Source organism: Legionella waltersii, assembly GCF_001468085.1.
GTDB lineage: Bacteria > Pseudomonadota > Gammaproteobacteria > Legionellales > Legionellaceae > Legionella > Legionella waltersii.
In genome coordinates this window covers 203,419-228,727 of the sequence record NZ_LNZB01000036.1, presented here as the reverse complement: position 1 = coordinate 228,727, position 25,309 = coordinate 203,419, and the positions used below count along the sequence as shown (strand labels likewise).

Below are 25,309 nucleotides of genomic sequence, written 5' to 3'. Positions count from 1 at the left end.
AGGTTAAATTTTAGCGAGTAACTCCTGTTTCGTTTTGCTGTCAACAAATGCTGCTTCAATGGCCATTCGGGTTATTTTGTTCATTGTATCGTCCGAATAGCTGTATGATTCTTGAACCTTGCGGTATTCATTGGCCAAATTAGTACTCATAAAAGGAGGATCATCTGAGTTAATGCTCACTTTTAGTCCTGCTTCTAAAAGTTGTGGGAGTGGGTGGCTAGCCATGTCTTTAAATAATCCTAAAAAGATATTGCTAGTGGGGCATACTTCCAGAGCAATGCCTCTTTCTTTAACCATAGTCATTGTATCAGGGGAATAGATCGCGCGGACTCCGTGTCCAATCCTTTTGATGGGCAGACAATCCATGGCTTCCTCCATTCCTTTCGCTGAATCAAACTCCCCGGCATGTACTGTGCATTCTAAGCCTGCGTCAGCTGCAATTTGGTATGTTTTGGTAAATAGTTTTGGGGGAAACTTGGCTTCATCACCTCCCAGACCAAATCCTGTTACACAAGGAAATCTGTCCACAGAGGCTTGTTTTGCAACTCGTTCACAAGCTTCTACACCGAAATGACGAACGGCTGTGAGGATAATGCGACCAGTAATGTCAAACTGATGTTTTGCATCATCAATAGCTTGTTGAATGGCTGCTAAATGTTCTTTAGAAGGGATTCCACTCGATTGTTCAGCATGATCTGGCGAATACATCATTTCAATGTAAATGGCATGGTCTTTCGCATTGGATTTCAAATAATCAAAAGTGATGTCATAGTAGTCTTGAGGCACTTTAATAACCGCTGCAAGAGTGTCATAGACTTTAAGAAAATCAAGAAAGTCTTTGGAGAGGTAACTTTTATCATCAGAGGCGATGAGACCTTGAGGTAAACTAAGACGGTTTCGTTGAGCCAGTTTCCTTGCTAAATCAGGGGAAATGGTTCCTTCGAGATGAACATGCAGCTCTGCTTTTTTTAAGGTCATTTTCATTCCTTGATGCATTTTAAAAGCTTAATGGTAACTTAGATAAAAAAACGATAAAATACTTTTTTTGAATGAACTATTGGATAATTTATGAAACATCATGATCTGGATAAAGCTTATGTGAGTCCTTATGATAAATTTCTATTTGAATATGATGCAACTCATCCAAAGACAGCTTCGCAAATCAAAGAAATAGAAAAGCATCAAAAGATCGCTAAAATGCGCGATGACAAAGAGTATAAAACCGACGAAAGTGAAATTTGGGAAGGTTTTTAAATTGTATTAAATTAGGGCTAACGAAAAACCCCAAGTTCGAGGCAAAACATGTCATTTTAGGGAAGGAACCCACCAGGGTAATTCCCCGCTTATTGAAAATAGTTTTAATGAGGGAGTTTAGATAAACTAAGCGACTGAATGACTGCCATTTTTTAACAAGAGATTGGGGTTTTTCGTTAGTCCTTGGGTTTGTAATTTAAGGAGTAAGTTGTATGGAAAGCCGATTTCGATTATCAGTTGTTGCACTATTGGTCACTGCCCCTTCGCTCTTATTTGCAGCTGAAACGCTTGTTTTTGCGGTGGATATCATTCGTCATGGTGATAGAACTCCTATCCTCCATTTACCAAAAGTGGATTATCAATGGAAGGAAGGACCAGGCCAACTGACTGCTGAAGGAATGCAACAAGAGTTTCAACTTGGTTCTGAGCTGCGTAAAAAATACGTTGATGCAACACATTTATTACCAGAACACTATGAATATGGAACGATTTATGTGCGATCTACTGATTATGAACGTACTCTAATGAGTGCCCAATCGTTTCTCATGGGGTTATATCCATTAGGGACTGGGCCAAAAACGACAGACTCTTCAAGTCCTGCTCTTCCCAAAGGTTTTCAACCCATTCCAATTTTTAGTGCCCCAAGTAAATCGGATGAGGTAATTGTCCAAACAGTTAGCCGTGAAGACCGTGCAAAGCTGATGACAGAATACGTTTTCTCATTGCCTGAATGGCAACAAAAGAACAATGAACTTAAAAGCAAATATCCCTTGTGGAGTAAGCAAACTGGAATTGAAATCGAAAATTTGGACGATTTGCAGATGGTCGGGGATACTTTATACATTCACCAGCTTCATAAAGCGCCAATGCCAGAAGAAATGAGTGTTTCTGATATAGAGACAATAATAAGTAACAGTAAATGGGCTTTCATGGCTGAGGAAAGACCCAAAGAAGTAGCAAGGGCCTACAGCAGCAAGATCATGGCTAATATTGCCAACTACCTCAAAAAGGGAAGCAAAAATACTTCAAAATTAAAATACGTTTTATTATCTGGGCATGATACAACCATTGCAGGAGTAATGAGCTTTATGGGGACTCCTTTGGAAAATGCTCCGCACTATGCTTCTAATTTAAATTTTTCTCTCTATGAATCTGGGGCAAATAATTACCTAGTCAAGTTAACCTACAATGGAAAACCCGTTTCGATTCCAGCTTGTGGTGGAACGGTCTGTGAGCTGCATCAGTTCCTAGAGTATGTAGAGTCTTCAAAGGTTTCAGTCGCTTAGTTGAGGTTGGGCTAAGTTGGTTTCCGCTCCCTTAGGTCGCGGCTCGGTTTTTTTAGTATCACTGGTCTAATCCGAGCCGCGGCCGTAAGGGAGCGGATAAAGTGCTACGTTATTTCAATTATCCAATCAAATAATGCAACAACTTATAAGACACAATCGTCAATATCGATGCAGCTGGTAAAGTGAGCACCCAAGACATGAATATATTGCGAATAACGATCAAATTCAAAGCACCGATACCTCTAGCTAAGCCTACACCCAACACCGCACCAACAAGGGCCTGAGTTGCGGACACAGGAGTTCCAGTACTAGTAGCTACCACTACAGTCGTTGCTGCTGCTAGGGTGGCGGCAAATGCTCTACTTGGGGTTAAAGCAGTAATTGAGCTGCCGACTGTTTCAATGACTTTGCGTCCGTACATAAGAAGACCAGTCACAACACCAACGCACCCTAGGAGAATAATCCACGCGGGGTAGTTGTTTGCATCAAACGTTTGGTGGGAGTTCATGACAAGGCTGTATACGATACTGAGTGGGCCTACAGCAAGAGCAACGTCATTCGATCCATGGGCAAAAGCCATTGCGCAAGCGGTCATTGCCATGAGAATGGCAAAATACTTTTCCACTTGAATAAATCGTTCTCTTCTGCGAATTTTATGGTGTTCAGGAATTCGCTTAATGAATACCATTCCAGTTATCGTAATGATGATACTGGTTGCTAAGGTAACTGCTAAATCTTGTTTAAAATTTAGATGAATGTCGAAATGATTTAATCCTTTAAAAACAGTGATAAAGGACAGAATAGATCCAATCAAAAACAGGTAAATGGGTATATATAATTTTGCTTTAACTAAAGGATTGGTTTTAACAAAGATGGTTTGTTGGATACTGATGAATAAGGCATAGGCAGTGATTCCGGAAATCACTGGGGAAGTTACCCATCCTATGGCTATATTAGTTACCTTATGCCAGTGTATAGCATCAGTTCCCAGTACAACTGTACCAAATCCAACCATGGATCCCACTAAGGCGTTTGTGATGGACACTGGGACACCTAGATAACTTGCTAAATTCATCCAAATGGTACAAGCGAACAAAACGCCTAACATACCTTCGATGAGGATCAGAGGTTCATTAGAAAGCTGACTGCTACTGATAATTCCATCGCGCATGGTTTCAGTTACGCCGCCGCCTCCTAGAAATGCTCCGGCAAATTCAAACACTATAGCTATTAGCATAGCCTGTCGGACAGTAACTGCTTTAGAACCCATGGTGGTACTCATGACGTTTGCTAAGTCATTTGCGCCAACACCCCAGGTCATCATAAAACAAAGTACAAGTGCAGAAATTACAAATAAAATCGAATAATCCATGAATGAATACTACCGGGCTATTAGAATTTGAAGTCGACCGCCCACGGTTTGGGCATGGTCAGCCAATTCACCTATCCATTGAACCGTCTTATATAAAAAGATGATTTCAATAGTGGGTAAGTCTTTTTCAAGCTCAAAAATTTTATGACGAATGTCAGCTAATTTTTCATCACTGTCGTGTTCAATTTCGTCAAGTTTGAGAATCATGTCTTCAACGACTTTGACTTCGTTACCCCGAAACCCAGTTTCCAGCAACTCGTCTAATTCATTAATTGCAGTACAGGCTTGTTTTGAGGCATCCAGACAGCGATTTAAAAAAGGCATAAAGCTAGGGACCAATTTTTTGGGTATGGTCATTTCTCTACTAACAATTAATCCAGCGATATCTTCCGCTTTGTTTGCAATTTTATCTTGGGCGCTTAATAACTCAAGGATGTCTGTGCGTGCAACTGGAAGAAATAATCCAGTGGGTAAATGTAAACGTAAATCACGTTTGATTAGATCCGCTTCCTTTTCATAAGAAATCAGCTTGTCTTTAATTTTCTTTGCTGTATCCCAATCTTTTTCTAGAACGGCTTCAAAAAAAGGGTAAAGCTGTTTGGCACATTGGTGGGCTTTACGCATGTGCTGCTCGATAGGCTTTATAGGCGAAGGTCCAAACATATTGAAAATACTACTCATGGTATTTTCTCCCTGAAATTGAATTGACGGGATTATACCGAAACTTTTTTAGGATTGACATAAGCATTAGTATTTCACAAAGATAATCGGAGATAACTGCTACAATAAAAAGAAGGAACTCGTTGAACTAATTTGCAGGGAGCGCATTATGCTGAAACGCTTGATATTTTCACTGGTCTTGCTATCGAACTTTGTCTTTGCTCAATCAACAATCTCAAAGGTAATTCAGTTGCAATATGTGCAATCCGATAAGGTGATCCAGCTTATTCAACCTTTGCTACAACCCAATGAAAAGATCAGTGGTTCTGGTCAAACAATAGTGGTCAATGTCAATCCAGATACTTTAACGCAAATACGCAACCTCATTCATCAAATTGATGTTCCACCAGTGGTCTTTAACGTAACCATTTTTCAGGGAGACCCTGAGTGGTTAGATGCGCAAAATAATAATGACGTGGTGTATAGCACACAACCACCATCCGAAGTGCAGCGAAGTCAATCCGTACAAGTGATGAACGGAGAATCTGCTTTTGTTTCTACGGGCCAAGAAGTACCGATTGTAAGCTCGGTAGGTGTTGGTTTCTTTACTGGTGTCGATTATCAACAGCATAACATTCAAAATGGGCTATTGGTCCAACCAACCTTACAAGGCTCTCAAGTTAAATTGATGGTACGTCGAGTGCGAGAGCAGCAAAATGCAGCAGGAGGACAACAGTTCGATAATCAACAGATCGACACCACGATTATGGCGCCATTGAATAAGTGGGTTTCCCTGGGTACAGCAGAAGGAGTTCAGGATTCTGATTCTAACTCTACTTCCTACACAGCAGGAAGATCGTTCTCAAAAAATTCCACCTTGTATATCAAGGTTACGGTAGAAAACTCCATGCTTTCAGGAGACAGCCAATAAATACCAATCTAAAATATGATTCATATTAGTTCATTAAGTTAAAATTTAAGTCTATAGTGGTATATACTAAATATAGATAATAGACCATTTTGCGGGGAATATATGGCACTTATGAACTCTCTTGCTAATCACTTGTTGATTGCCATGCCCTCTTTAAAAGACCCGAACTTTGAAAAATCCGTTGTGTATTTATGCGAGCATAATGAGCAAGGGTCTGTTGGATTAATCATTAACAGACCTCTTCAATTTCCTTTATCCATTGTGTTTGAACAATTGCAAATTGAGCCTGTTGGAGCAGAGACTAACCGAATGCCATTGCTTTTCGGTGGGCCAGTGCAACCTGAAAGAGGTTTTGTGATTCACAAGCAAGTTGGAGGATGGAGATCTAGCTTGTTTCTGCAAGATGAAGTGACTGTAACAACCTCTAATGATATTATTCGAGCTATCGCTTGTGATAAAGGTCCTAAAGACGTACTTATCACTTTAGGTTATTCCGCATGGTCAGAAAATCAATTAGAGCAAGAAGTCATGGATAATGTTTGGTTGGTATGTCCTTATCATTCAGAAATTTTATACGAAGTTCCTTTCGAAGAGCGTTGGGAATATTCTGGATTAACTTTAGGAATTAAAATGAGTCAACTATCTACTGATGCTGGCCATGCCTAAGGGTGTCTTTCTTGGTTTTGATTTTGGGTATAAACGAATTGGCGTTGCGGTTGGACAACAGCTCACTTGCAGTGCATCTCCTTTGTCGACAATTGATGCCAAAGTCGGAGTCCCTAATTGGGATACAATAGAAAAGGTCATTAAACAGTGGAATCCCCAAGCATTAATTGTTGGTTTGCCAACGTGTATAGACGATAGCGAACTATATACCACAAAAGCGGCGCGACGCTTTGCTCAGCAATTAAAACAACGATTTGCGTTACCAGTGCACTTAGTTGATGAAAGGCTATCAACTGTTGAGGCAAGGGGGCATTTATTCGAGCAAGGTGGATATAAGAAAATAAAAAAAACAGAGATAGATAGCATAGCAGCCTGTGTTATACTAGAGCAATGGTTACAACACCCTGAGTAATCGTTCACTCATCGTATCTATCTTGGAGATTTATGAGCCATTTTCTTGAAATCAGCCAACTGTCTAAACAACACATTGAGCAATTAATCCAACGTGCACTCCAATTCAAACATGATTCTAGCTTTCCAAATTATTCAAAACACCTGGTAGCGAACTTATTTTATGAGAACAGTACCCGAACTCGAATCAGTTTTGAATTGGCTGCCAGACATTTATCCATGCAGGTTGTGAATTTGGATGTACAAACTTCTTCTGAGACTAAAGGTGAGGCAATAGAGGATACCATTCAAAATTTAGCTGCCATGGGGATTCGATATTTTGTGATAAGGCATAAACAAGAAGGCCTGCAACAAGAACTAGCAAAGAAACTAGGTGATTCTGTGCATATCGTGAACGCAGGAGATGGAATCCATGCTCATCCAAGTCAAGCTGTTTTGGATTTGGTGACCATCATTGAGCAAAAACCGCAATTAGAGCAATTAAAAATTGCAATTTTAGGTAATATTAAGCATTCCCGAGTTGCTAATTCATTGCAGTGTATTTGCAAAACACTAGGAGTAGCGGAGCTCGTATTGGTATGTCCGGATTTGTGGAAACCTGAAAAACTTCATTATGGAAGAGTTACCCAGGATCTTAAAGATGGCTTGAGTGAAGCAGACGTTGTCATTTGCTTACGTGTTCAGCGCGAACGTTTGCTTGAAAACGACCATATGGATCTCAAAACATATCGTCAGCATTTTGCCTTAACCAGCAAGAGCATTGGCTATGCCAAATCAAATGCAATGGTCATGCATCCTGGGCCAATGAATCGCGGTGTTGAAATAGATAGTGAGATTGCAGATGGCAAACAATCGTTTATTTTGCAACAAGTGACTAATGGTGTATTTGCTAGAATGGCAATTCTTGAGTCTTTAATTCACAGGACTTAAGCAAAACCCTGAGGTCGAGGCAAAAAATGGTTTGAATGAGGGAGTTTAGATAAACTAAATGACCGAATTCAAACCATTTTTTAACGAAGAGATCGGGGTTTTGAGTAAGTCCTGATTCATTCAAATTAACTGTTGCTCGTTGAGTCATTGCGATACTTTTCATGAGGCGCAATAAACAGTAAAACGATAACCGCAATTAAGCTAAAGATGGTTATCCATTTGAATATTTTATAGAGAAGACGCAATGTAAAATTCGCTTTCTTGATGATGGTAAAATTAGTCAGGAAAATGGTTTCACAAGCGCCATTTCCAGTGTCCTCCCGAGAAGTACTGGTTCCTCGAGCGTATTTAGTTGCTGGATTACTGTACTTCACCAAATGACCTGTTAATTGAATCTGATCGCCCAATTCAGCTTCCATCATTTTTTCTTGCAGCCAAGGGAAGTTAGTAAGCAAATGATTATTGGATAATTCATTGGAATGAAAATCTTTACCCACCGCGGGATCGAGCCAATCTACCCAGCATGTCCAACTATCCGAAGAGAAGTTTAATTTTTGATAGACTCCTGAGGAAATGTTATTACCCCAAGCTACGCAAATATCTCGTAAGTTTAAAAAGTCTTTCCAGCGTTTGAAATGCCAGATGTTTGTAAAATCTTTTGCACTACTGTATGAGACGACAACTCCATTGAGTTCATAATAATACAGTGGTTTTATGAGATAAGTTTGTTGACCTAAGGTTACTTTAAATGGTTGCGAATCTGATTCGATTTGAGAAGGAGCGGTTAATAAACTTTCTTCATAGAAGCTTGGAGGTGGCATTTTGTCTTTAAACCAAAAAAGAGCAACCCAAGCTATGGCGCTAACTAAGAAAATCCATCGACTCCACTTCTCAAGCTTCGCCAGGTCTTTCAATCCGCTTTCCTTAGTTGTTCAACAATAAGTAGAGTTTCATTGTCTACTCCTGTTATTTTAACTTTAGTTCCTGCTTCTAGCTCTGGGCCAGTTACAAACCAAGTTGCGTCATTCATTCTTATCTTACCACGACCATTTTCAATGGGTTCAATCAGAGTGGTTGTTCTTCCTACCATGGCTTCTATTGGGCGGTTTAAAGTTGATACAGGCCTTTCTTTACTTCGTTTCTGAATGATTTTCCACCAAATGAAAGCAAACACAATACTCATGATCGAAAACACGGTAAGTTGCCATTCCCAAGTCATGGCGAAAAGCGTTAATACAAGCCCAACAATTCCTGCAGCCATTCCTATGGCAACAAGAAATCCTGCTGTACCTAGTGATTCAGCAATAACTAGGATAAGAGCTAGTGCAAACCAATGCCAATAACTAAGCCATTCCATCATTTACCCTCTTTTTTGCTTTTAGTGGTTCCTGAAAGCAACTCCGTTATTCCACCAATAGAACCGATTACACCCGAAGCTTCTAATGGCATAAGAACAATTTTACTGTTTTCAGAGGTGCCAATAGATTGTAGTGCTTCCACGTACTTTTGAGCCACAAAATAATTCACAGCATTTAAGTTCCCAGCAGCAATAGCCTCTGAAACCATTTTAGTTGCATTTGCTTCAGCTAAGGCTTGTCTTTCTCGAGCCTCTGAAGCTAAGAAAGCTTCTTGTTTAGATGCTTCTGCTCGTAAGATTTGCCCCTGCTTTTCTCCTTCAGCTCGTAAAATTTCAGCCGCACGATCTCCTTCTGCCGATAAGATTGCCGCTCTTTTTTCCCGTTCTGCTTTCATTTGATTAGCCATGGCATCTACAAGATCTTTAGGTGGTTTAATATCTCTTATTTCTATGCGAGTTACTTTTATACCCCAAGGAGTCGTTGCATGATCCACAATAGTCATTAAACGGCTATTAATCTCATCTCGTTGACTTAACATAGCATCTAATTCCAGTGATCCTAAAACGGTACGGATGTTTGTCATTGTTAAGTTACGAATAGCATGCTCGAGATTATCGACTTGATAGGCTGATTTGGATGCATCAATGACTTGGAAAAAGCAAATGGCATCGATAGTTACCATCGCATTATCTTTTGAAATGACCTCCTGAGGTGGAATGTCTAAAACGCGCTCTCGGATATTTACTTTATATCCAATACGATCAATAAATGGAATAATAAGACCTAATCCAGGCATTAAAGTATGGGTGTACCGGCCAAAACGTTCAACAGTCCATTCTTCAGCTTGAGGAACAATTTTCACACCAGATAGCACAAAAACGATAGCAAAGACAGCCAGTAAAAGTAATGTGACAAGTGAGTCCATAATTTTTCCATTTTTATTTTTATTGATTCTAATTTTATAGACAATTTACAGCATTTTTTCAAATAAATGGTTTAAAAATCATGGAACTTATCGTTTAAGAAATACCAGGGCTTACCCTAAAACCCAGGCTCGAGGCAGATCTATCTCTCCATTTACTTCGGTCCTTGGATCGTTTGCTTAAAAGATAAAGCATGTTGTAAATGCGGTAACTCCACTGATTTTGAATCTTGGATATCGGCAATGGTTCTTGCAACTTTTAACAGCCGATGATAGCCACGAGCAGAGAGTTTTAATTTATTGAGTGCTTCACTCAAAAAAGTTTGTGAGAGCGAGTTTAAGTCACATAGAGTTTCACATGCTTTAGAGCTTAAACTGGCGTTTAAGCAATTTTGGCGATTCAATTGTATTTCCCGTACTTTAATGACTTGATTGCGGATAATGGGACTTTCTTTATTTGAATGGGTATTTGGTTTAATCAACTCCTCTTGTGAAAGTGCTTGAACATGGATATGCATATCAATTCTATCTAACAAGGGGGCCGATAATTTAGCCAAGTAACGATTAATTCTATCGGGGGAGCAGAGGCAATTCGCAAGAGGATTGCCCCATTGTCCACAAGGACATGGATTCATTGCTGCGATCAATTGAAAATTTGCAGGAAACTCAATTTGAGCAGCGGCTCGGGATATGCATATATGTCCTGATTCCAGGGGCTCTCTTAACGTTTCTAATACTTGTCGATTAAATTCAGGCAATTCATCTAAGAATAAGACTCCATGATGCGCTAAAGAAATTTCACCAGGTTTTGGAGGGTTACCCCCTCCGACTAGTGATACTGGGGAAGCTGTGTGGTGAGGAGCGCGAAAAGGTGGTACGCGCCATTGTTGAAAATCATGTTGTTTGCCACGAATTGAGTTAACAGCGGCACACTCCATCGCTTGAGACTCAGATAAGTCAGGCAATAAAGTGCTAAATCGCCTAGCTAGCATCGTTTTACCGCTACCAGGAGAACCGCTTAATAAGATACTGTGCCCACCTGAAGCAGCAATAATCATTGCGTTCTTAGCATGGTATTGGCCCTTAATTTCGGACCAATCCATATCATAAGGGTTTGTACTCAATTCTGGTCTGGGTGGTAGAGGTGACAAAGGTGTATCAAGACATAAGTAACTACAAATTTCTCGTAGATTTTTGGCTGTATAAACGCCTTTGTGACCAGTTAAAGAAGCTTCTATAGCATTCGCATTTGGAATAATTAATTGTTGTTTGTCTCTAAGTGCAGCGATAACAGAAGGAATAATAGCTGATACACCTCGAAGCTCTCCACTTAGCGCTAATTCCCCAATAAACTCATGATTTGATAACTGATGACGGGGAATTTGATCGGAGGCTGCTAGAATACCTAAAGCTATAGGTAAGTCAAATCCACTTCCTGTTTTAGGCAAATCAGCCGGACCAAGATTTACTGTGATCTTTCGACATGGAAATTCAAATTGGCTGTTCATAATTGCACTTCGGACTCTATCTTTGCTTTCTTTTACCGCTGTTTCTGCGAGTCCGACGATGGTGAACTTGGGTAATCCATTCGATAAATGCACTTCAACGGAAACAGGTTGCGCTGAAATACCTACAGTACTTCGCGTTTTAGTAAATGCGAGATTCATAACATCCTCATATGAGTTGGACTATAGTCGACAATCTTCCCTTAAATAGGACTGTGGCAAACCCCCAATCTCTTCCTTGAAAATAGATTCGGGGTTTTTCCTAAGTCTTAAAATCGCGACCTTTTAATTTTATTTTTGTTGTTTAATAAGTTCTTCTACTTGCTCTTGCAATTGTTCTACTTTTTCTCTAGTTCGTGCAAGCACCTTGCATTGCACGTCAAATTCTTCACGAGTAATTAAATCCATGCGGTTAAATGCGGTTTGCAGTACATCCTTAAATTGCTGTTGAATTTCTTTTTCTAAATTTTGGAAGCTTACAGGAAGAGTAGCAAAAAGGGTTTTCGCTAATTCATCAAATTGTTTGGGGTCGAACATAATTACTCCAGGAATTTTAGACGACAGTCTAACAAAACTGTATGATAATCACTATACTCAAATTCACTGAGGCAATTATGAAGATGATTACTGCAATCATCAAGCCATTTAAACTTGATGATGTCCATGAGGCCCTAATGGAGATAGGAGTTCCAGGGATAACCATTTCAGAAACAAGGGGTTTTGGTCGCCAAAAGGGACATACCGAGCTATATAGAGGCGCTGAGTATGTTGTTGATTTCCTTCCAAAAATAAAAATTGAGCTTGCGCTAGCCGATAATATGGTGGATTTGGCCATTGAGGCAATTTGTAAGTCTGCTTATACAGGTAAAATTGGGGATGGGAAGATTTTTGTTTATGACTTGGAGCAGGTCGTTCGTATACGCACCGGCGAACTAGGCCCTGACGCTCTCTGAACGGGTGTATTTGGCGCATCTCAAGCGATCGGGACGCCAAAAAAATGCTCATGTACCTGATGTACACTCCGCTTTTTTTGGCGTCCCGATCGCTTGACCTGCACTCAAATCCCCCCCGTTCAGAATCTTGGTTTGAGTGCATTGCTTCTGCTTTCTCCCTTTGGGAGAAAGGGCGTGAGCTTCATTTGCACTCAAATCACCCTATTCAGAATCTTGGTTTGAGTGCATTGCTTCTGCTTTCTCCCTTCGGGAGAAAGGGCGTGAGCTTCATCTGCACTCAAATCCCCCGTACAGAATCTTGGTTTGAGTGCATTGTTTGTGCTTTCTCCCTTTGGGAGAAAAGGTGTCGTATTGAGGATTTATTTTGTTTTTAAATCCGAGCCGCGCGCGTGAGCAAGCGGAAAAGGATCTTTGATAGTTCTAGATGTTATCAGTACTGTATATCGGGACTACATACTTCTTTTATCTCGGGTAATTTTATTTTCTTCGCATGCTTGTTTTGAGGCATTAATTCAATGCCCCACAAGGAGTAGATGGGTTTAACACCTAATGTATAGCGTCCATCTGCTAAAAGTAGGGGGTTTTTATTAGCGATGATGACTTGTTGTTCTGTAAACCAGCTAAATAGTGCGAGCTCTTGTTTTTGTTCTGATGTTAGTCTGTTCGGTATAAGCGTATTTGTGAGATTAAGAACTTGGTTGTTTGGAGCCACTTCTGATGAAGCGAAAATTGGCGTTGCAACATCAGCAATAGTGGAGCATTTCTTTTCTTTGATAATTGCTCGCCAATGAGTGGAGCTGGCAAGTTTGGGTATTATTCGAAGAAGCTGTATGTTGAGGTGATTGGCTTCAGCGTATTGATTGACAACTTTTATGGCCCGCTGATGTTGGACAAAATTAAAGACGAGAAATAAGCTACAAAATACAAATGCATAGGCTGTTGCTCTGGAGTTTTGAAAAATGACTGAGTAAATCGTACCTAGTATTAGCGGTACAGTAAACACAGGATCTATGATAGCTACAATATCCCAACTTATTCTGGAGTTACTCCAGGGCCATAGCAGAAGGGTTCCATACGAAGTAATAGCATCCAATAAACTATGAGTTGCATAAGCAATAAGAGCTGATCCAATTGTTATTTTCCAATGCTTTCTAAAATGGGGAAAACAGATTAAAACTAAGGCTACTATCATTCCACCAATAGGGATGAAGCTCAAAGAGTGGGTAAAATGACGGTGCCAATATTCAAGACTTAATGGATTGTTGTTCAAGGCAAAAAAAACATCTAAATCTGGGGCCATTCCAGCTAATGCGCCAACTTGCCAAGGAATGTGTTTATTGTATTTTCCAAAAATAATTTGAGCTGAAGCGGCGCCTAATGCAGCATGAGTTATAGGATCCATGGAGTCTTCTCGATTGGTTAAATTAAATAATTGCGCCAGTAAATAGCATTTTGAGTTATAACTGCGTCCAAAGGTATATCCCAAGATTGTGGTTCAATGAAATCTACCCTTTGGAATTGATAGGCTACACCAAATAGTGGGATAGTTGGTTTATTTTCTAGCGTCCTGTCATAATATCCTGCCCCCATTCCTAACCTCGTGCAGCGAGCGTCGAAAGCGACCAATGGCATGATGATTAAATCCATTTCTTTAGGTGATATGGCTTGGCTTTTATCCACGTCGGGCTCTGGTATATCGTACTTGTTGTTTTTAAAAGTGGTTATAGGTGTGGCAGGTAAAAATAGAAGTGTTTTGTCATCGTTTAAAGCAGGAAAATAGCAGGTTTTTCCTTGTTCGTGTGCATGTTTCCAAATTGGTGTTAAATCAACTTCTCCATTTACAGCAACATACAATGCAATTCGTTGTGCTTGCCTAAATTCATCTAGAAATTTGATGCGTGTACATATTTGAATCGAAGAGGATCTTCTATAGGTGGATGAAATTTTTGAGCGTACTTGCTTTATTGTATCTCTTAAAGCAATTTTGTATTGATCAGGCATGAGTTAATACTCTGTATTCTCTATATTCATATTAGTTCTTTCGCATTAATCTGCAAATTATCTACTAATATACCCTAATAATTGAATTAAAAATAACTAGTCAAACAACAAAAAATAAGGTATATAGCCGTCCTGGAATTTGATCTAAAGGGGTTTGGGGCACACTAAATGACTGAGTTGAAATCTATTTTAGTGAAGAAATTGGAATTTTGCATAAATCCTGTTTATAAATTCTGTGAGGAAATTGCATGAGTGATATATTTGAAGACGATGAAGAAGAAGTAATTGATATCGGGGAAGAGTTTGAAGAAGTAGACGTGGACCCCGAGGAAGTTGATGCCACAGGAGTTAGTCTAGATGCTCGCAGACGTTTGGAAAATATGTTGGAAGAGAGACGACTACGTGAAGAATTAGATGATTTCGTAGATTACTAACTATGGAGTTCTATGCATACTAGGGTAGTTCAGGATAAAGAAGGGGTAATTACAGCTTTTAATACAGATGATCGTATATTTTTAGGCGAAGGTTTATTCGAAACTCTGCGAGTTGAAAATGCGCAACCTTGTTTTTCTCAGTTACATTGGGGGCGTTTAAGTCGCTCAGCTGAAGAGTTAGGTATTGCATTTGAATTGAGTTATGAGGACTGGCTAGATCATCTTATACAAAAAATTAGAAATGATAATTTATACAACGGTGGAATAAAGGTTATCCTGACGGGGGGGTCTGCACCACGAGGATTGACCCAAAGAGGTAAAGTAAGTCAGTTAATCCTGCAAACATTTAACTACACTCTGCAAACACATCCTTTAAAACTAATTACTGCAAAATGGTTAAGAGATAGTTCTAATCCGGTATACAAGATTAAATCCATCAATTATTTAGAGGCTATTATAGCTCGGTCTCAGGCAACTAATGCGGATGCTGAAGATGTGCTGTTTTTTAATACTCAGAATTGTGCCACGGAGACAACGTGTGCAAACGTATTTATTGTCAAAGAAGGTACTGTATTCACTTCTCAAATAGAGGATGGTGTACTCGCTGGAATTACCCGTTCTCGGGTATTGCATGCTTGCAAGGTACATAAGATACCTCATTATGAACATTCCCTTGATAAGCAGATGCTTGAACAAGCAGACGCAATGTTTATAACCAATAGCTTACAAGGAATTAGGGTTGTTCGGTCTTTAGATCAGATTGTTTATCAATTGAAACACCCCTTGGTTGAGCGTTTGATTTCAGCTTTGTCAGTTTAAAAACGACTAACAACAGTAAAGCAATTCCAGCCAGGAAAAAGCTGCCATTTCTGTAAAAATGCTCAGGCTTAGTCAAAGCATCCATTCCTGCATAACCAAAGTAGGTGTAAATTATTTCTGCAGGAAGAAGGAATACAAAGGTCGTCACTAAATAGAGTCGAAATTTGATCCCTGTAATTCCCAGACCATAATTCACAAGATTAAATGGAATGATGGGAAATAACCTTAAAAAAGCCACAAATATCCAACCTTTTTGATCGACTTCCAAGATTATATTGTTTAATTTTTCTCCCTTTTTCTTGGAAAACCAATCATGAATTAAATGCCTGCTTATTAGAAAGGCAAATGCTGCGCCACAAGTTGCACCCACTAAGTTGAGGGCAGTGCCCAAAAATGGACCAAAAATGGCTCCTCCTGCCAACGTTAATACCATGGTTGGTAGGAGAAGCAACGTTGCTAAACAATAGACCGTTAAAAATAATACAGGCGCAAGCCATCCTAGATCATCGATGTAATCAATAATCTCTAAAGAATATTGATGAAATGACCAAGCGCCTGTAATTAAAAGGACTATGGCTAATAAAGTAAAAAATAGTTTTATGATGTGTGTTACATGGTAAGTTATCGCGTCACTTTATTATAGTAATCAAAACCGTGCAAGTAATTATTACAGGACTTCGAAAAACGCCTCTACCTCAGGAGTTTGCATAAGTCCTGAGGATATTTTATAAGACCCGTATTAATTGGAATTTTCAGTTACTTTTTTTCTAATCACATAGCTACCTGGTGCATCCATAATTGGGCGATAAGGAAGTGTGGCTATATCCTTTGCCTCTATGGCTTTTCCTGACTGGGCCTTAAGCCATTTCAACCACTCAGGCCACCATGATCCTGCATGTTCTGTAGAGTTATCGAACCATTGTTCGGCGCTTAAATGAGTACTGTTGTTCGTACGATAACCATATTTGCTGGATGAGGGTGAATTAATTATTCCAGCGATATGGCCAGATCCACCAAGTACAAAACGCTTTGCTCCTTTCATCATTTGGAATCCAGTATAAGTTGTTTTCCATGGAGCGATATGATCTTTTTGAGTGGACAAGAAAAAGGTGGGAATGTCTATTTTACTGACATCAATAGGTGTGTTATTCAAGCGAATTTTATTTGGCTTAATTAAGTCATTATGCAGATACATCCAGCGTAAATACTGAGAATGCATGGTTGCTGGCATGTTTGTGGAGTCCGCATTCCAATAAAGAATGTCAAAGGGGACCGGGCTTTTTCCTTGCAAATAATTCTTAATAAAAAAAGACCAAACTAAGTCGTTTGCTCTAAGTGAATTGAAACTTGAAGCCATGAATTCACCAGCGAGATACCCTTTGGATTTCATTTCTTCTTCAAGCTTTCTTATTTGCTGTTCATCAATAAAAACTGCAATATCACCAGGGTCACTAAAATCTATCATGGAGGCTAAAAAGGTGGCACTATGAATTGAGTTGTCTTGGTGAGCTTTGTTGTAAGCTAATAGTGTAGCTAGAAGAGTTCCTCCTATACAAAACCCTAAAGCATTAACCTGGGGAACATTCAACTGCTTTTGTATCACTGAAATGGCTTCTTTAGGTCCTTCAGCCAAATAGTCGTATAGGCTCTTATTGGCGAACTCTCTATTCGGGTTAACCCATGAAATAATGAAAACGGTAATTCCTTGTTCAACAAGCCACCGGACTAAGGAATTGTGTGGACTTAGGTCTAAAATATAATATTTGTTGATCCAGGGTGGGATAATGAGCAGTGGAATTGATTTTACTTTATCTGTTTGGGGTGAGTATTGAATCAGCTCCATCATACTATTGCGAAATACGACTTTTCCTGGAGTCGTTGCTAGATTCTCGCCTAATTTAAAGGCATCCATGTCCGTCATTTTTATATTGATTCGTGCAGAGCCAGTTTCTAAATCTGAGAGTAGATTATTTAAGCCTTTTAAAAGATTTTTTCCTTGGGTTTGCAGTGTTTCAGCCAAAAGCTGGGGATTTGTATGCAAAAAATTAGTTGGGGCTAAGGCGTCTAAATATTGTTTAGTAAAAAATCGGACTCTTTTTGCAGTATTATCGTCTGAATATTCAACAGATTCTAAAAATTCAGTCATGTGTTGATGAGCTAACAAATAGTGTTGGCTCAACAGATTAAAGAAAGGGTTGTTCAACCAATCGTCAGTATTAAAGCGGTGATCATCAATTGGCATTGCTTTACCTTCTATCCAATGCGTGAATTGAGCTTGTGCTAAGCTGATTGCATCTTGCAGATAATTAAACTGCATTTGCCATACCTTTTCAGGATTATTGATAATTACATTCATTAAATGTTGAAAATGCTCAGTGAGATGAATGTATTGGTTTAGAACTTCGTTAAATTTAATAGGTGTATTTTTTAGGTTAGTGATTATTTGTAAACTTTTTTCAGCAACTTCCTGCATCAAATCGTTTAATTCTTTGTCATGAATAGTAGTCATCCTGTCTCCTAAGGACACATTGAATGATCTATTTTTAAGTGTTTAGAGAGGATTAGCAAGAGCATGATCGAATTAATTTAATCGGGTTCAACTTGTCTCCATTGTGCTTGTATTGTGGTCGTTTTAGGTTACAATTCCGCAAAAATTTACAGTGAGAGGTTCACATGCCAAGTGGTAAAGCTCATAAGCAATTAAATAAAAGAACGATTGAGATAAAGCGCATTCTTACTGAGAGATACATCTCGTTAGGGGAGGCTATTCGTCTAGCTATAGCAGGGCAATTGATTGGTGATGAAATACCACAATTACTCAGAGAGTTACTGAAGCCAGTTCAATTGTCTGGCACTTTAATAATTCAGATAGAGGATTGTCATCCCTCAACAGGACGCTATAAAAAGGCATTACCAAAAGGGTATCTTGCTGACATAGCCACCCTAACTCAAGTGATTAACAAAGGGGCGTCAATACTACCAGCTGCTCAAGAGCCTTTAGACATAGAAAAAATAGTGACTGTCGAGCACCAGGCTAGCAAACTGCAATTGCCCGACCCTTTGAAAATGAACAAAAATATATTCGTTTTGATAGAGCAGTATCTTGCCGAGCCGTCAGATGAGCTAGTCCAAAAAATTAAGCGATTGTCCCATGATCTAACTAACCAAGCTTATGAAGCCGCTAAGAAAAAGTTTCCTTTAAAGGTTAAAACTGATCCTTTTGGTCGAAGTATTCCGAATATCGGTGGTGATGAGTATAACCCAATTTTAATGGAAAATATGATAGAGCAAGCCAAAGAAGGAATGTCCTTTTCAACACGATTAATGAACAATAATAGTTATGAAGAGTCACGCTCTGCGACTGAAAGGCCTTATCTATTCAAGATATCAAAATCCGAACAGCTTTTAGTAAAAAATCTCATTGGGGAAATGCTTAGCCAGGTTGGAAAACAAGCATTGCATCCTGAAGGGCTTGTATTTGCTTATGATGGTTACATCGAGCGTCAAAGTAAAGGACGATTCAATTATGTTGAAGGTCGAGAGTCTTCTGTTTATGAGCACAATGCTAAATTATACTTAAAAGCAATGCGGCTAGCGCAAAGAGGTGAAATAACTGCTGCTAGTATTCTTACAGAAGGGTGTGATCAGATTAAAGCAGCGATGTTGATGTCTAAACCGGAAGTTTATAAATGCAACGTTATAAAAAGTGTCTTACTGGGATTGCAAAATAATCAGATACTTCAAGAGCATCGAGGCTTTCTGAAATCAGTTATTACTAATTTTTTATTGATTATATCAGGGGTTGGGGCGGTCTATTTAGCAGCAACCGCAAATGATCGAGGGACATTTTTTTACCATCCCAATACTGATACATGCAACCAAGTGAGTGATTTTGAGAACCAATTGAGTAGATAGGTTATTACGCTTCGAATCCATCTGCTCTCTAAGGGTTTGGCTCGGTGAGCACAATACAAAATCGAGCTACGACAGTGAGGGAGCGGATGGTCCAACTTTCAGATTTAGATTGATCCAATCCCCATTAATAAGGTAATATTTGCAGTTTATTAAATACAGAACTGATTTAGTACTATATTTAAATGAGGGTATGTTTGTTTTAAATCCAGACTAATTTGGTACTAGATTAATTGGGTAGGGGGTGTTATGCTTCGCATCAGTAAGTTGGCCGATTATGGAACAGTGGTCATGGTGCATTTGGCCAAGCATACACAACAGTTGTGCAATGCTCGAGATATTGCCTTTCACACCCATCTAACTGTACCTACGGTGAGTAAAATATTAAAGCGTCTTACAGGAGCTGGATTACTTGTTTCTGTGAGAGGGGTCTCTGGGGGGTACCGATTACAACGACCTGCTGGGGATATCTCTGTCTCCGAAATAATATTCGCTTTAGAAAAGCATAAAGGTTTTACAGAGTGTAGTTTGCACCCAAATGATTGCTTTTTAGAAGGAGTCTGCGCAATAAAAGGCAATTGGCGTTTAATTAGTCATGCAATAGAAACTGCTCTTGATAGTGTTAGTTTAGAAGCATTGGCAAAACCAACTCTACCAACTAGGGATGTTGAACGAGTTCGGCAATTAGCAAGTGGAGTCAATCGTGGCTAAAAGCAGCGAGCAAATTAATTCTCTGCTCGATAGAGAATATCAACACGGTTTTGTAACCGACATTGAAGTGGAGACTTTTCCTCCTGGCTTAGATGAGGACGTAATTCGACGTTTGTCAGCAATTAAGGGCGAACCAGAGTTTTTGTTGGAGTGGCGTTTAAAGGCATTCAATCACTGGCTCACAATGTCTCATCCTGAGTGGTCAAGCGTTCATTACCCACCCATTGATTATCAAACCATTTCCTATTATTCCGCACCCAAAAATAAGAAGGATGCTCCAAAGAGCTTGGATGAAATTGATCCTGAATTGCTGAGAACCTATGAAAAATTAGGTATACCATTAAGAGAACAAGAAATGCTTGCCGGGGTGGCAGTGGATGCAGTGTTTGATAGTGTTTCTGTTGCAACGACCTTTAAAGCAAAATTGGCAGAAAAGGGAGTTATATTTTGTCCTCTTTCGGAAGCTGTTCATCTTTATCCTGATTTAGTTAAACAGTATTTGGGTTCTGTTGTGCCTTATCGCGATAATTTTTACGCGGCGTTGAATTCAGCGGTTTTTAGTGATGGATCTTTTGTCTATGTTCCTAAAGGAGTGCGTTGCCCGATGGAACTATCTACTTATTTCCGTATAAATGCCGCTTCTACAGGACAATTCGAGCGCACGCTTATTGTTGCTGATGCTGACAGTTATGTTTCTTATTTAGAAGGATGCACAGCGCCTATGCGTGATGAAAATCAACTGCATGCAGCTGTCGTTGAATTAGTTGCTTTGGACGGAGCACAAATCAAATATTCAACCGTACAAAATTGGTATCCTGGGGACAAGGAAGGAAAAGGTGGTATTTATAATTTCGTGACTAAACGTGGAGCATGTAGAGGTAAACGGTCAAAAATATCCTGGACACAAATTGAAACAGGCTCAGCCATTACCTGGAAATACCCAAGTGTCATTTTGCAAGGAGATGATTCTGTAGGTGAATTTTACTCTGTAGCATTAACCAATCATTTTCAACAAGCGGATACAGGAACCAAGATGATTCATCTTGGAAAAAATACCCGCTCAACGATCATTTCCAAGGGCATAAGTGCGGGACGAGCACATAATGCCTATCGTGGTTTAGTACGCATAGCACCGACTGCAACCAATGCTCGTAATTATACCCAGTGCGACTCTATGTTAATGGGGAGCCAATGCTCTGCGCATACTTTTCCCTATATTGAAGTGAAAAACCCAACTGCTCAAGTTGAGCATGAGGCAACAACCTCAAAGATAAGTGAAGAGCAATTGTTTTATTGTCAACAAAGAGGCATCGATACAGAAGATGCTGTTTCTATGATAGTCAATGGATTTTGCAAGCAAGTATTAAAAGAATTGCCTATGGAATTTGCAGTGGAAGCCACTAAATTGTTAGGCATCAGCTTAGAAGGGGCAGTAGGTTAGTATGTTAAAAATTAAAGATCTCAATGTAGCCATAAACGCTCAGTCCATTTTAAAAGGGATTAATCTGCAAGTGAATGCTGGTGAGGTTCATGCCATAATGGGGCCGAATGGTTCAGGTAAAAGTACCTTATCTAAAGTATTAGCAGGACATCCCTCTTATGAAGTCATTAGTGGTGAAGTCAGTTACTTAGGTCAAGATTTATTGCCTTTATCTCCCGAAGAAAGGGCAAGAGCAGGGGTATTTTTATCATTTCAGTATCCCATTGAGATTCCTGGGGTGACTAATATCAATTTTCTTAAAGCTTCAGTGAATGCGGTTCGTAAAGGTCAGGGTAAAAATACTCTTGATGCCATCGAATTTTTAAGTTTTATTCGCGAGAAATGCCAATTGTTGGATATGGATGAGAGTTTTTTATACCGTAGCATCAATGAAGGATTCTCAGGTGGAGAGAAGAAGCGGAATGAAATTCTGCAAATGGCAGCCTTAGAACCTAAATTAGCAATTTTAGACGAGACGGATTCAGGACTCGACATTGATGCTTTGCGCATTATATCGCAAGGGGTTAACGCCATGAGATCTCCTGAACGATCTATCATTTTAGTTACTCATTATCAACGATTATTAGATTACATCGAGCCGGATTTTATACATGTTCTGGTGGATGGCCGAATTGTTATGTCTGGTGATAAAAGTTTAGCTTTAGAACTAGAGCAGAAAGGGTACAGTTGGCTTGAGGAAACGGAGCAGTCATGAGCGAGATCTTAGGCTATTATGATCAGCAAGCGAAATCCAGATTATCTGATATAAGCTGGGTTGCTCAATTACAATCTAAGGCATTATCAAGCTTGCATAAAAAAGGGTTTCCAACTCGACATCATGAAGACTGGAAATACACCCAGGTTGAGTCCATTTTATCGCAATCTTTTGTAACGGCACAATCTAAAGTCACTTCGTCTTATCCTAATAAAGAATTTCAAGTTCCTGTAGCCAACCAAGTGACCATTCATAATGCTGAGATAAGTCTTGGAGATTGGACGCATTCTTTACCCAAAGGAGTATTGATTCTTCCTCTAATGCAAGCTTTAACTACTCATCCAGATTTAGTGAAACCCTTTTTGGGACATGTATTAAAACAAGAGCATGGTTTTCACTATTTGAATACGGCTATGTTGCATACAGGCGTTTTTATTTATGTACCTGAAGATGTTTGTATTAAAGAACCGGTAGCATTGACTCATTATCAAGATCAAGACAATCAGGCTGTGTATCTCCGACATTTGATCATTATGGAAAAAGGGAGTCAGTTGTCAGTAATTGAAGACTATTCAGGTGTAGAGAATACTAATTATTTCACGAATACTGTCAGTGAAATAAAGATTGGACCTAATGCTAAAGTAGAACATTTTAAAATTCAAAGAGAAAGTAAAGCCGCGTTTCATATGGGTCATGTAGTCGTTAATCAATCAGAGCATAGTGAATTTTCTAGCCACTCCCTGAGCTTGGGAGGCAAGGTTGTTAGAAGTGATGTTAATATCGATCTTGAAGAGCAACATGCCTCTTGTTTAATGAATGGAATTTATGCCCCATCTGCTGGACAGCACGTGGACCATCATACCTTGGTACGGCATTTAGTTCCCAACTGCGGAAGCGAGCAAGATTACAAAGGCATTTTAAAAGGGCAATCAAGGGCGGTGTTTAATGGTAAAGTGTTTGTAGCAAAAGATGCTCAGCACACCAATGCACATCAACAAAATAAAAACTTATTGCTGTCCGCGAATGCTGAGGTTGATACCAAGCCGCAATTAGAGATTTTTGCGGATGATGTTGTATGTTCTCACGGTGCCACGGTTGGTCAACTTGATGAGGAAGCAATTTTTTATCTAGAAACAAGAGGGATTAGTCGGAGCGAGGCTTCCCATTATTTAATCCAAGCTTTTGCGAACGGTAATTTGCGCATGATTCCTAATGATGAGTTGGCTGATTGGATGAGTAATTTGTTAACGCAACAGTTGGAGAATGCAAATGAAAACCGATGAACCGTTAAGCACCTATTGGGATGTGAATAAAATCCGTAAAGATTTCCCAATCCTTCAACAAAAGGTAAACGATTACGATTTGGTTTATTTCGACAATGCTGCAACAACACAAAAACCAAAAACGGTAATTGATGCAATGGCTCGTTATTATGAACAAGATAATTCGAATGTTCATCGTGGTGTACATGCTTTAAGCGTAAGAGCAACAGAGCAGTTTGAGGCTGCAAGAGCTAAAATAAAACGATTTATCAATGCAAACTCAGTAAGGGAGTGCATTTTTGTACGTGGTACTACAGAGGCTATCAATTTAGTTGCCCAAAGCTTAGTGGCACCGAGAATACTACCAGACGAAGAAATTTTAATTTCTCACATGGAACATCATTCAAATATAGTTCCGTGGCAGATGGTTTGTAAAAAAATGGGATCAAAATTGCAAGTGGCCCCAATTTTGGTCAATGGTGAAATTGATCTCGAAGAATTTGAAAGTAAATTGAATGAAAACACCAAAATGGTGGCAATCACCTACGCTTCTAATGCATTAGGTACCATTAATCCAGTTAAAAAAATGATAGAAATGGCGCATGCAGTCGGAGCCAAAGTACTACTCGATGGTGCGCAAGCTACGCCCCACTTGCCTATTGACGTACAAGATTTAGGTTGTGATTTTTATGCATTTTCAGGGCATAAAATGTATGGTCCTACAGGCATTGGTGTGCTTTGGGGCAAAGAAGATCTGTTAAATAGCATGACTCCTTATCAGGGGGGAGGGGAGATGATAAACTCTGTAAGCTTCGAAGCTACTGAGTATGCTGCTCTTCCTCAAAAATTTGAAGCTGGAACACCTAATATTGCTGGTGCGATAGGTCTAGGTGCAGCCATAGACTACTTATGCTCCTTAGATTTGGACGCTATTCTAGAGTATGAAAACCAACTTTTGACTTATGCCACAAAGGCTTTAGAAGCAGTGAAAGGGTTTAATATTGTGGGCACAGCTGAGAATAAAGTTCCTGTTATTTCATTTGTTCATGGAAAAATTCATGCTCATGATATAGGGACAATTTTAGACAGTGAGGGTATTGCTATTCGCAGCGGCCATCATTGTGCCATGCCGTTGATGGATTTTTATGAGGTCGCAGCTACTTCGAGAATTTCCTTGTCTTTTTATAATACTTTTCAAGAAGTGGATTATTGCATGGAAGCTCTCCAACGGGTTAAAGAGGTGTTTGCATGAACATGGAGTTGCGAGAGCTTTATCAAGAGATCATTATTGATCATAACAGGAATCCTCGTAATCATCATACGATGGATGATGCAACTGCTGAGGCAAAAGGTTTTAATCCCCTATGTGGTGACAAATTGACGGTTTTTGTAAAAGTAAATAATGAAGTCATCAATGACATTAGCTTTCTGGGTTGTGGTTGTGCCATATCGCAAGCTTCTGCTTCATTAATGACGGATGCTTTAAAAGGAAAATCAGTTGCAGAAGCCCATCAGGTATTTCATAAGGTGCATCAAATGTTAACTAGCGAAGACTACAATCCTATGGCTTCGATGGATAAGTTATCCGTTTTAGCGGGTGTTAAGGCTTTTCCAGCACGAGTAAAATGCGCTACTTTAGCTTGGCATACTTTAGAAGCTGCCTTGAATAAAGAGATGGATGTGGTGAAAACAGAATAATTGTAAGAATCACTAGATTATTGGAGTGA

At 39.4% G+C, this 25,309-nt stretch carries 28 protein-coding genes; 16 read left to right on the top strand and 12 right to left on the bottom strand.

What is annotated here, in order from left to right; genetic code table 11:
- Positions 1 to 3: 3 nt before the first annotated feature.
- Positions 4 to 978 carry an adenosine deaminase gene (locus Lwal_RS07255; protein ID WP_058480156.1) on the bottom strand — a complete coding sequence of 325 codons (975 nt, stop codon included), beginning with the start codon at positions 976 to 978 and terminating at the stop codon, positions 4 to 6.
- Positions 979 to 1,068: 90 nt separating this feature from the next.
- Here Lwal_RS07255 and Lwal_RS07250 point away from each other — a divergent pair, with 90 nt between their 5' ends.
- Positions 1,069 to 1,254: a CBU_0585 family protein gene (locus Lwal_RS07250; RefSeq protein WP_058480155.1), complete on the top strand. Its 186-nt coding sequence runs from the start codon at positions 1,069 to 1,071 to the stop codon at positions 1,252 to 1,254.
- Positions 1,255 to 1,466: 212 nt separating this feature from the next.
- Positions 1,467 to 2,540, top strand: coding sequence for a histidine phosphatase family protein (locus Lwal_RS07245; protein WP_058480154.1), 1,074 nt, complete (start codon positions 1,467 to 1,469; stop codon positions 2,538 to 2,540).
- Positions 2,541 to 2,658: 118 nt separating this feature from the next.
- Here Lwal_RS07245 and Lwal_RS07240 read toward each other — a convergent pair whose 3' ends face one another.
- Together Lwal_RS07240 and Lwal_RS07235 are read right to left on the bottom strand one after the other, a co-directional pair.
- The gene (locus tag Lwal_RS07240) at positions 2,659 to 3,912 is read right to left on the bottom strand and encodes an inorganic phosphate transporter (protein WP_058480153.1); all 1,254 of its coding nucleotides are present in this window, start codon (positions 3,910 to 3,912) and stop codon (positions 2,659 to 2,661) included.
- 9 nt (positions 3,913 to 3,921) lie between these two features.
- Entirely contained in the window at positions 3,922 to 4,593 is a 672-nt protein-coding gene (locus tag Lwal_RS07235; RefSeq protein WP_058480152.1) for a TIGR00153 family protein, read from the bottom strand.
- 148 nt (positions 4,594 to 4,741) lie between these two features.
- Here Lwal_RS07235 and Lwal_RS07230 point away from each other — a divergent pair, with 148 nt between their 5' ends.
- From Lwal_RS07230 to Lwal_RS07215, 4 genes are all read left to right on the top strand, one after another.
- Positions 4,742 to 5,503 (top strand): secretin N-terminal domain-containing protein, encoded by a 762-nt coding sequence (locus Lwal_RS07230; RefSeq protein WP_058480151.1) that lies wholly within the window; start codon positions 4,742 to 4,744, stop codon positions 5,501 to 5,503.
- A gap of 102 nt (positions 5,504 to 5,605) precedes the next feature.
- Positions 5,606 to 6,169 (top strand): YqgE/AlgH family protein, encoded by a 564-nt coding sequence (locus Lwal_RS07225; RefSeq protein ID WP_058480150.1) that lies wholly within the window; start codon positions 5,606 to 5,608, stop codon positions 6,167 to 6,169.
- Positions 6,162 to 6,581 carry a Holliday junction resolvase RuvX gene (gene ruvX / locus Lwal_RS07220; protein WP_058480149.1) on the top strand — a complete coding sequence of 140 codons (420 nt, stop codon included), beginning with the start codon at positions 6,162 to 6,164 and terminating at the stop codon, positions 6,579 to 6,581. Before Lwal_RS07225 ends, ruvX begins: the two co-directional genes overlap by 8 nt.
- Before the next feature lie 32 nt (positions 6,582 to 6,613).
- On the top strand, positions 6,614 to 7,510 hold the full coding sequence (locus Lwal_RS07215; protein ID WP_058480148.1) for an aspartate carbamoyltransferase catalytic subunit: 897 nt from the start codon (positions 6,614 to 6,616) through the stop codon (positions 7,508 to 7,510).
- A gap of 125 nt (positions 7,511 to 7,635) precedes the next feature.
- Here the strand turns inward: Lwal_RS07215 and Lwal_RS07210 are convergent, their stop codons facing one another.
- From Lwal_RS07210 to Lwal_RS07190, 5 genes are all read right to left on the bottom strand, one after another.
- Complete coding sequence (locus tag Lwal_RS07210) at positions 7,636 to 8,424, bottom strand: hypothetical protein (RefSeq protein ID WP_058480147.1); 789 nt, start codon at positions 8,422 to 8,424, stop codon at positions 7,636 to 7,638.
- The gene (locus tag Lwal_RS07205) at positions 8,421 to 8,870 is read right to left on the bottom strand and encodes an NfeD family protein (protein WP_058480146.1); all 450 of its coding nucleotides are present in this window, start codon (positions 8,868 to 8,870) and stop codon (positions 8,421 to 8,423) included. Before Lwal_RS07205 ends, Lwal_RS07210 begins: the two co-directional genes overlap by 4 nt.
- The gene (locus Lwal_RS07200) at positions 8,867 to 9,793 is read right to left on the bottom strand and encodes an SPFH domain-containing protein (protein WP_058480145.1); all 927 of its coding nucleotides are present in this window, start codon (positions 9,791 to 9,793) and stop codon (positions 8,867 to 8,869) included. Before Lwal_RS07200 ends, Lwal_RS07205 begins: the two co-directional genes overlap by 4 nt.
- A gap of 152 nt (positions 9,794 to 9,945) precedes the next feature.
- On the bottom strand, positions 9,946 to 11,457 hold the full coding sequence (locus tag Lwal_RS07195; RefSeq protein ID WP_058480144.1) for a YifB family Mg chelatase-like AAA ATPase: 1,512 nt from the start codon (positions 11,455 to 11,457) through the stop codon (positions 9,946 to 9,948).
- A 129-nt stretch (positions 11,458 to 11,586) separates the two neighbouring features.
- Positions 11,587 to 11,832, bottom strand: coding sequence for an accessory factor UbiK family protein (locus Lwal_RS07190; protein ID WP_058480143.1), 246 nt, complete (start codon positions 11,830 to 11,832; stop codon positions 11,587 to 11,589).
- Positions 11,833 to 11,909: 77 nt separating this feature from the next.
- Here Lwal_RS07190 and Lwal_RS07185 point away from each other — a divergent pair, with 77 nt between their 5' ends.
- The gene (locus Lwal_RS07185; protein ID WP_058480220.1) at positions 11,910 to 12,248 is read left to right on the top strand and encodes a P-II family nitrogen regulator; all 339 of its coding nucleotides are present in this window, start codon (positions 11,910 to 11,912) and stop codon (positions 12,246 to 12,248) included.
- Between the two features lie 430 nt (positions 12,249 to 12,678).
- On the opposite strand, the gene Lwal_RS07180 is transcribed toward Lwal_RS07185, so the two are convergent.
- Positions 12,679 to 13,650: a metal-dependent hydrolase gene (locus Lwal_RS07180; RefSeq protein ID WP_058480142.1), complete on the bottom strand. Its 972-nt coding sequence runs from the start codon at positions 13,648 to 13,650 to the stop codon at positions 12,679 to 12,681.
- Between the two features lie 17 nt (positions 13,651 to 13,667).
- Complete coding sequence (locus tag Lwal_RS07175) at positions 13,668 to 14,249, bottom strand: 5-formyltetrahydrofolate cyclo-ligase (protein ID WP_058480141.1); 582 nt, start codon at positions 14,247 to 14,249, stop codon at positions 13,668 to 13,670.
- 248 nt (positions 14,250 to 14,497) lie between these two features.
- On the opposite strand from Lwal_RS07175, the gene Lwal_RS07170 reads away from it, so the two are divergent.
- Both Lwal_RS07170 and Lwal_RS07165 read left to right on the top strand, forming a co-directional pair.
- Positions 14,498 to 14,683, top strand: coding sequence for a PA3496 family putative envelope integrity protein (locus Lwal_RS07170; protein WP_058480140.1), 186 nt, complete (start codon positions 14,498 to 14,500; stop codon positions 14,681 to 14,683).
- Positions 14,684 to 14,695: 12 nt separating this feature from the next.
- Positions 14,696 to 15,502: an aminotransferase class IV gene (locus Lwal_RS07165; RefSeq protein ID WP_058480139.1), complete on the top strand. Its 807-nt coding sequence runs from the start codon at positions 14,696 to 14,698 to the stop codon at positions 15,500 to 15,502.
- On the opposite strand, the gene Lwal_RS07160 is transcribed toward Lwal_RS07165, so the two are convergent.
- Together Lwal_RS07160 and Lwal_RS07155 are read right to left on the bottom strand one after the other, a co-directional pair.
- Positions 15,417 to 16,127 carry a TVP38/TMEM64 family protein gene (locus tag Lwal_RS07160; RefSeq protein ID WP_083500054.1) on the bottom strand — a complete coding sequence of 237 codons (711 nt, stop codon included), beginning with the start codon at positions 16,125 to 16,127 and terminating at the stop codon, positions 15,417 to 15,419. The genes Lwal_RS07165 and Lwal_RS07160 overlap by 86 nt on opposite strands.
- Before the next feature lie 114 nt (positions 16,128 to 16,241).
- On the bottom strand, positions 16,242 to 18,011 hold the full coding sequence (locus Lwal_RS07155) for a PHA/PHB synthase family protein (protein WP_058480137.1): 1,770 nt from the start codon (positions 18,009 to 18,011) through the stop codon (positions 16,242 to 16,244).
- A 164-nt stretch (positions 18,012 to 18,175) separates the two neighbouring features.
- On the opposite strand from Lwal_RS07155, the gene Lwal_RS07150 reads away from it, so the two are divergent.
- The 7 genes from Lwal_RS07150 (at position 18,176) to sufU (ending at position 25,280) form a co-directional block, all read left to right on the top strand.
- A complete protein-coding gene (locus Lwal_RS07150) occupies positions 18,176 to 19,417 on the top strand; it encodes a hypothetical protein (protein ID WP_058480136.1) in 1,242 nt (413 codons plus the stop codon).
- Between the two features lie 246 nt (positions 19,418 to 19,663).
- The gene (locus Lwal_RS07145) at positions 19,664 to 20,125 is read left to right on the top strand and encodes an SUF system Fe-S cluster assembly regulator (protein ID WP_058480135.1); all 462 of its coding nucleotides are present in this window, start codon (positions 19,664 to 19,666) and stop codon (positions 20,123 to 20,125) included.
- Positions 20,118 to 21,566 carry a Fe-S cluster assembly protein SufB gene (gene sufB, locus Lwal_RS07140; RefSeq protein ID WP_058480134.1) on the top strand — a complete coding sequence of 483 codons (1,449 nt, stop codon included), beginning with the start codon at positions 20,118 to 20,120 and terminating at the stop codon, positions 21,564 to 21,566. Before Lwal_RS07145 ends, sufB begins: the two co-directional genes overlap by 8 nt.
- A 1-nt stretch (position 21,567) precedes the next feature.
- On the top strand, positions 21,568 to 22,320 hold the full coding sequence (gene sufC / locus Lwal_RS07135) for a Fe-S cluster assembly ATPase SufC (RefSeq protein ID WP_058480133.1): 753 nt from the start codon (positions 21,568 to 21,570) through the stop codon (positions 22,318 to 22,320).
- Positions 22,317 to 23,603 carry a Fe-S cluster assembly protein SufD gene (gene sufD / locus Lwal_RS07130; RefSeq protein ID WP_058480132.1) on the top strand — a complete coding sequence of 429 codons (1,287 nt, stop codon included), beginning with the start codon at positions 22,317 to 22,319 and terminating at the stop codon, positions 23,601 to 23,603. Before sufC ends, sufD begins: the two co-directional genes overlap by 4 nt.
- On the top strand, positions 23,590 to 24,834 hold the full coding sequence (locus Lwal_RS07125; protein WP_058480131.1) for an aminotransferase class V-fold PLP-dependent enzyme: 1,245 nt from the start codon (positions 23,590 to 23,592) through the stop codon (positions 24,832 to 24,834). Before sufD ends, Lwal_RS07125 begins: the two co-directional genes overlap by 14 nt.
- A complete protein-coding gene (gene sufU / locus Lwal_RS07120; RefSeq protein WP_058480130.1) occupies positions 24,831 to 25,280 on the top strand; it encodes a Fe-S cluster assembly sulfur transfer protein SufU in 450 nt (149 codons plus the stop codon). The genes Lwal_RS07125 and sufU overlap by 4 nt, the downstream gene beginning before the upstream one ends.
- The last annotated feature ends 29 nt before the right edge of the window (positions 25,281 to 25,309 follow it).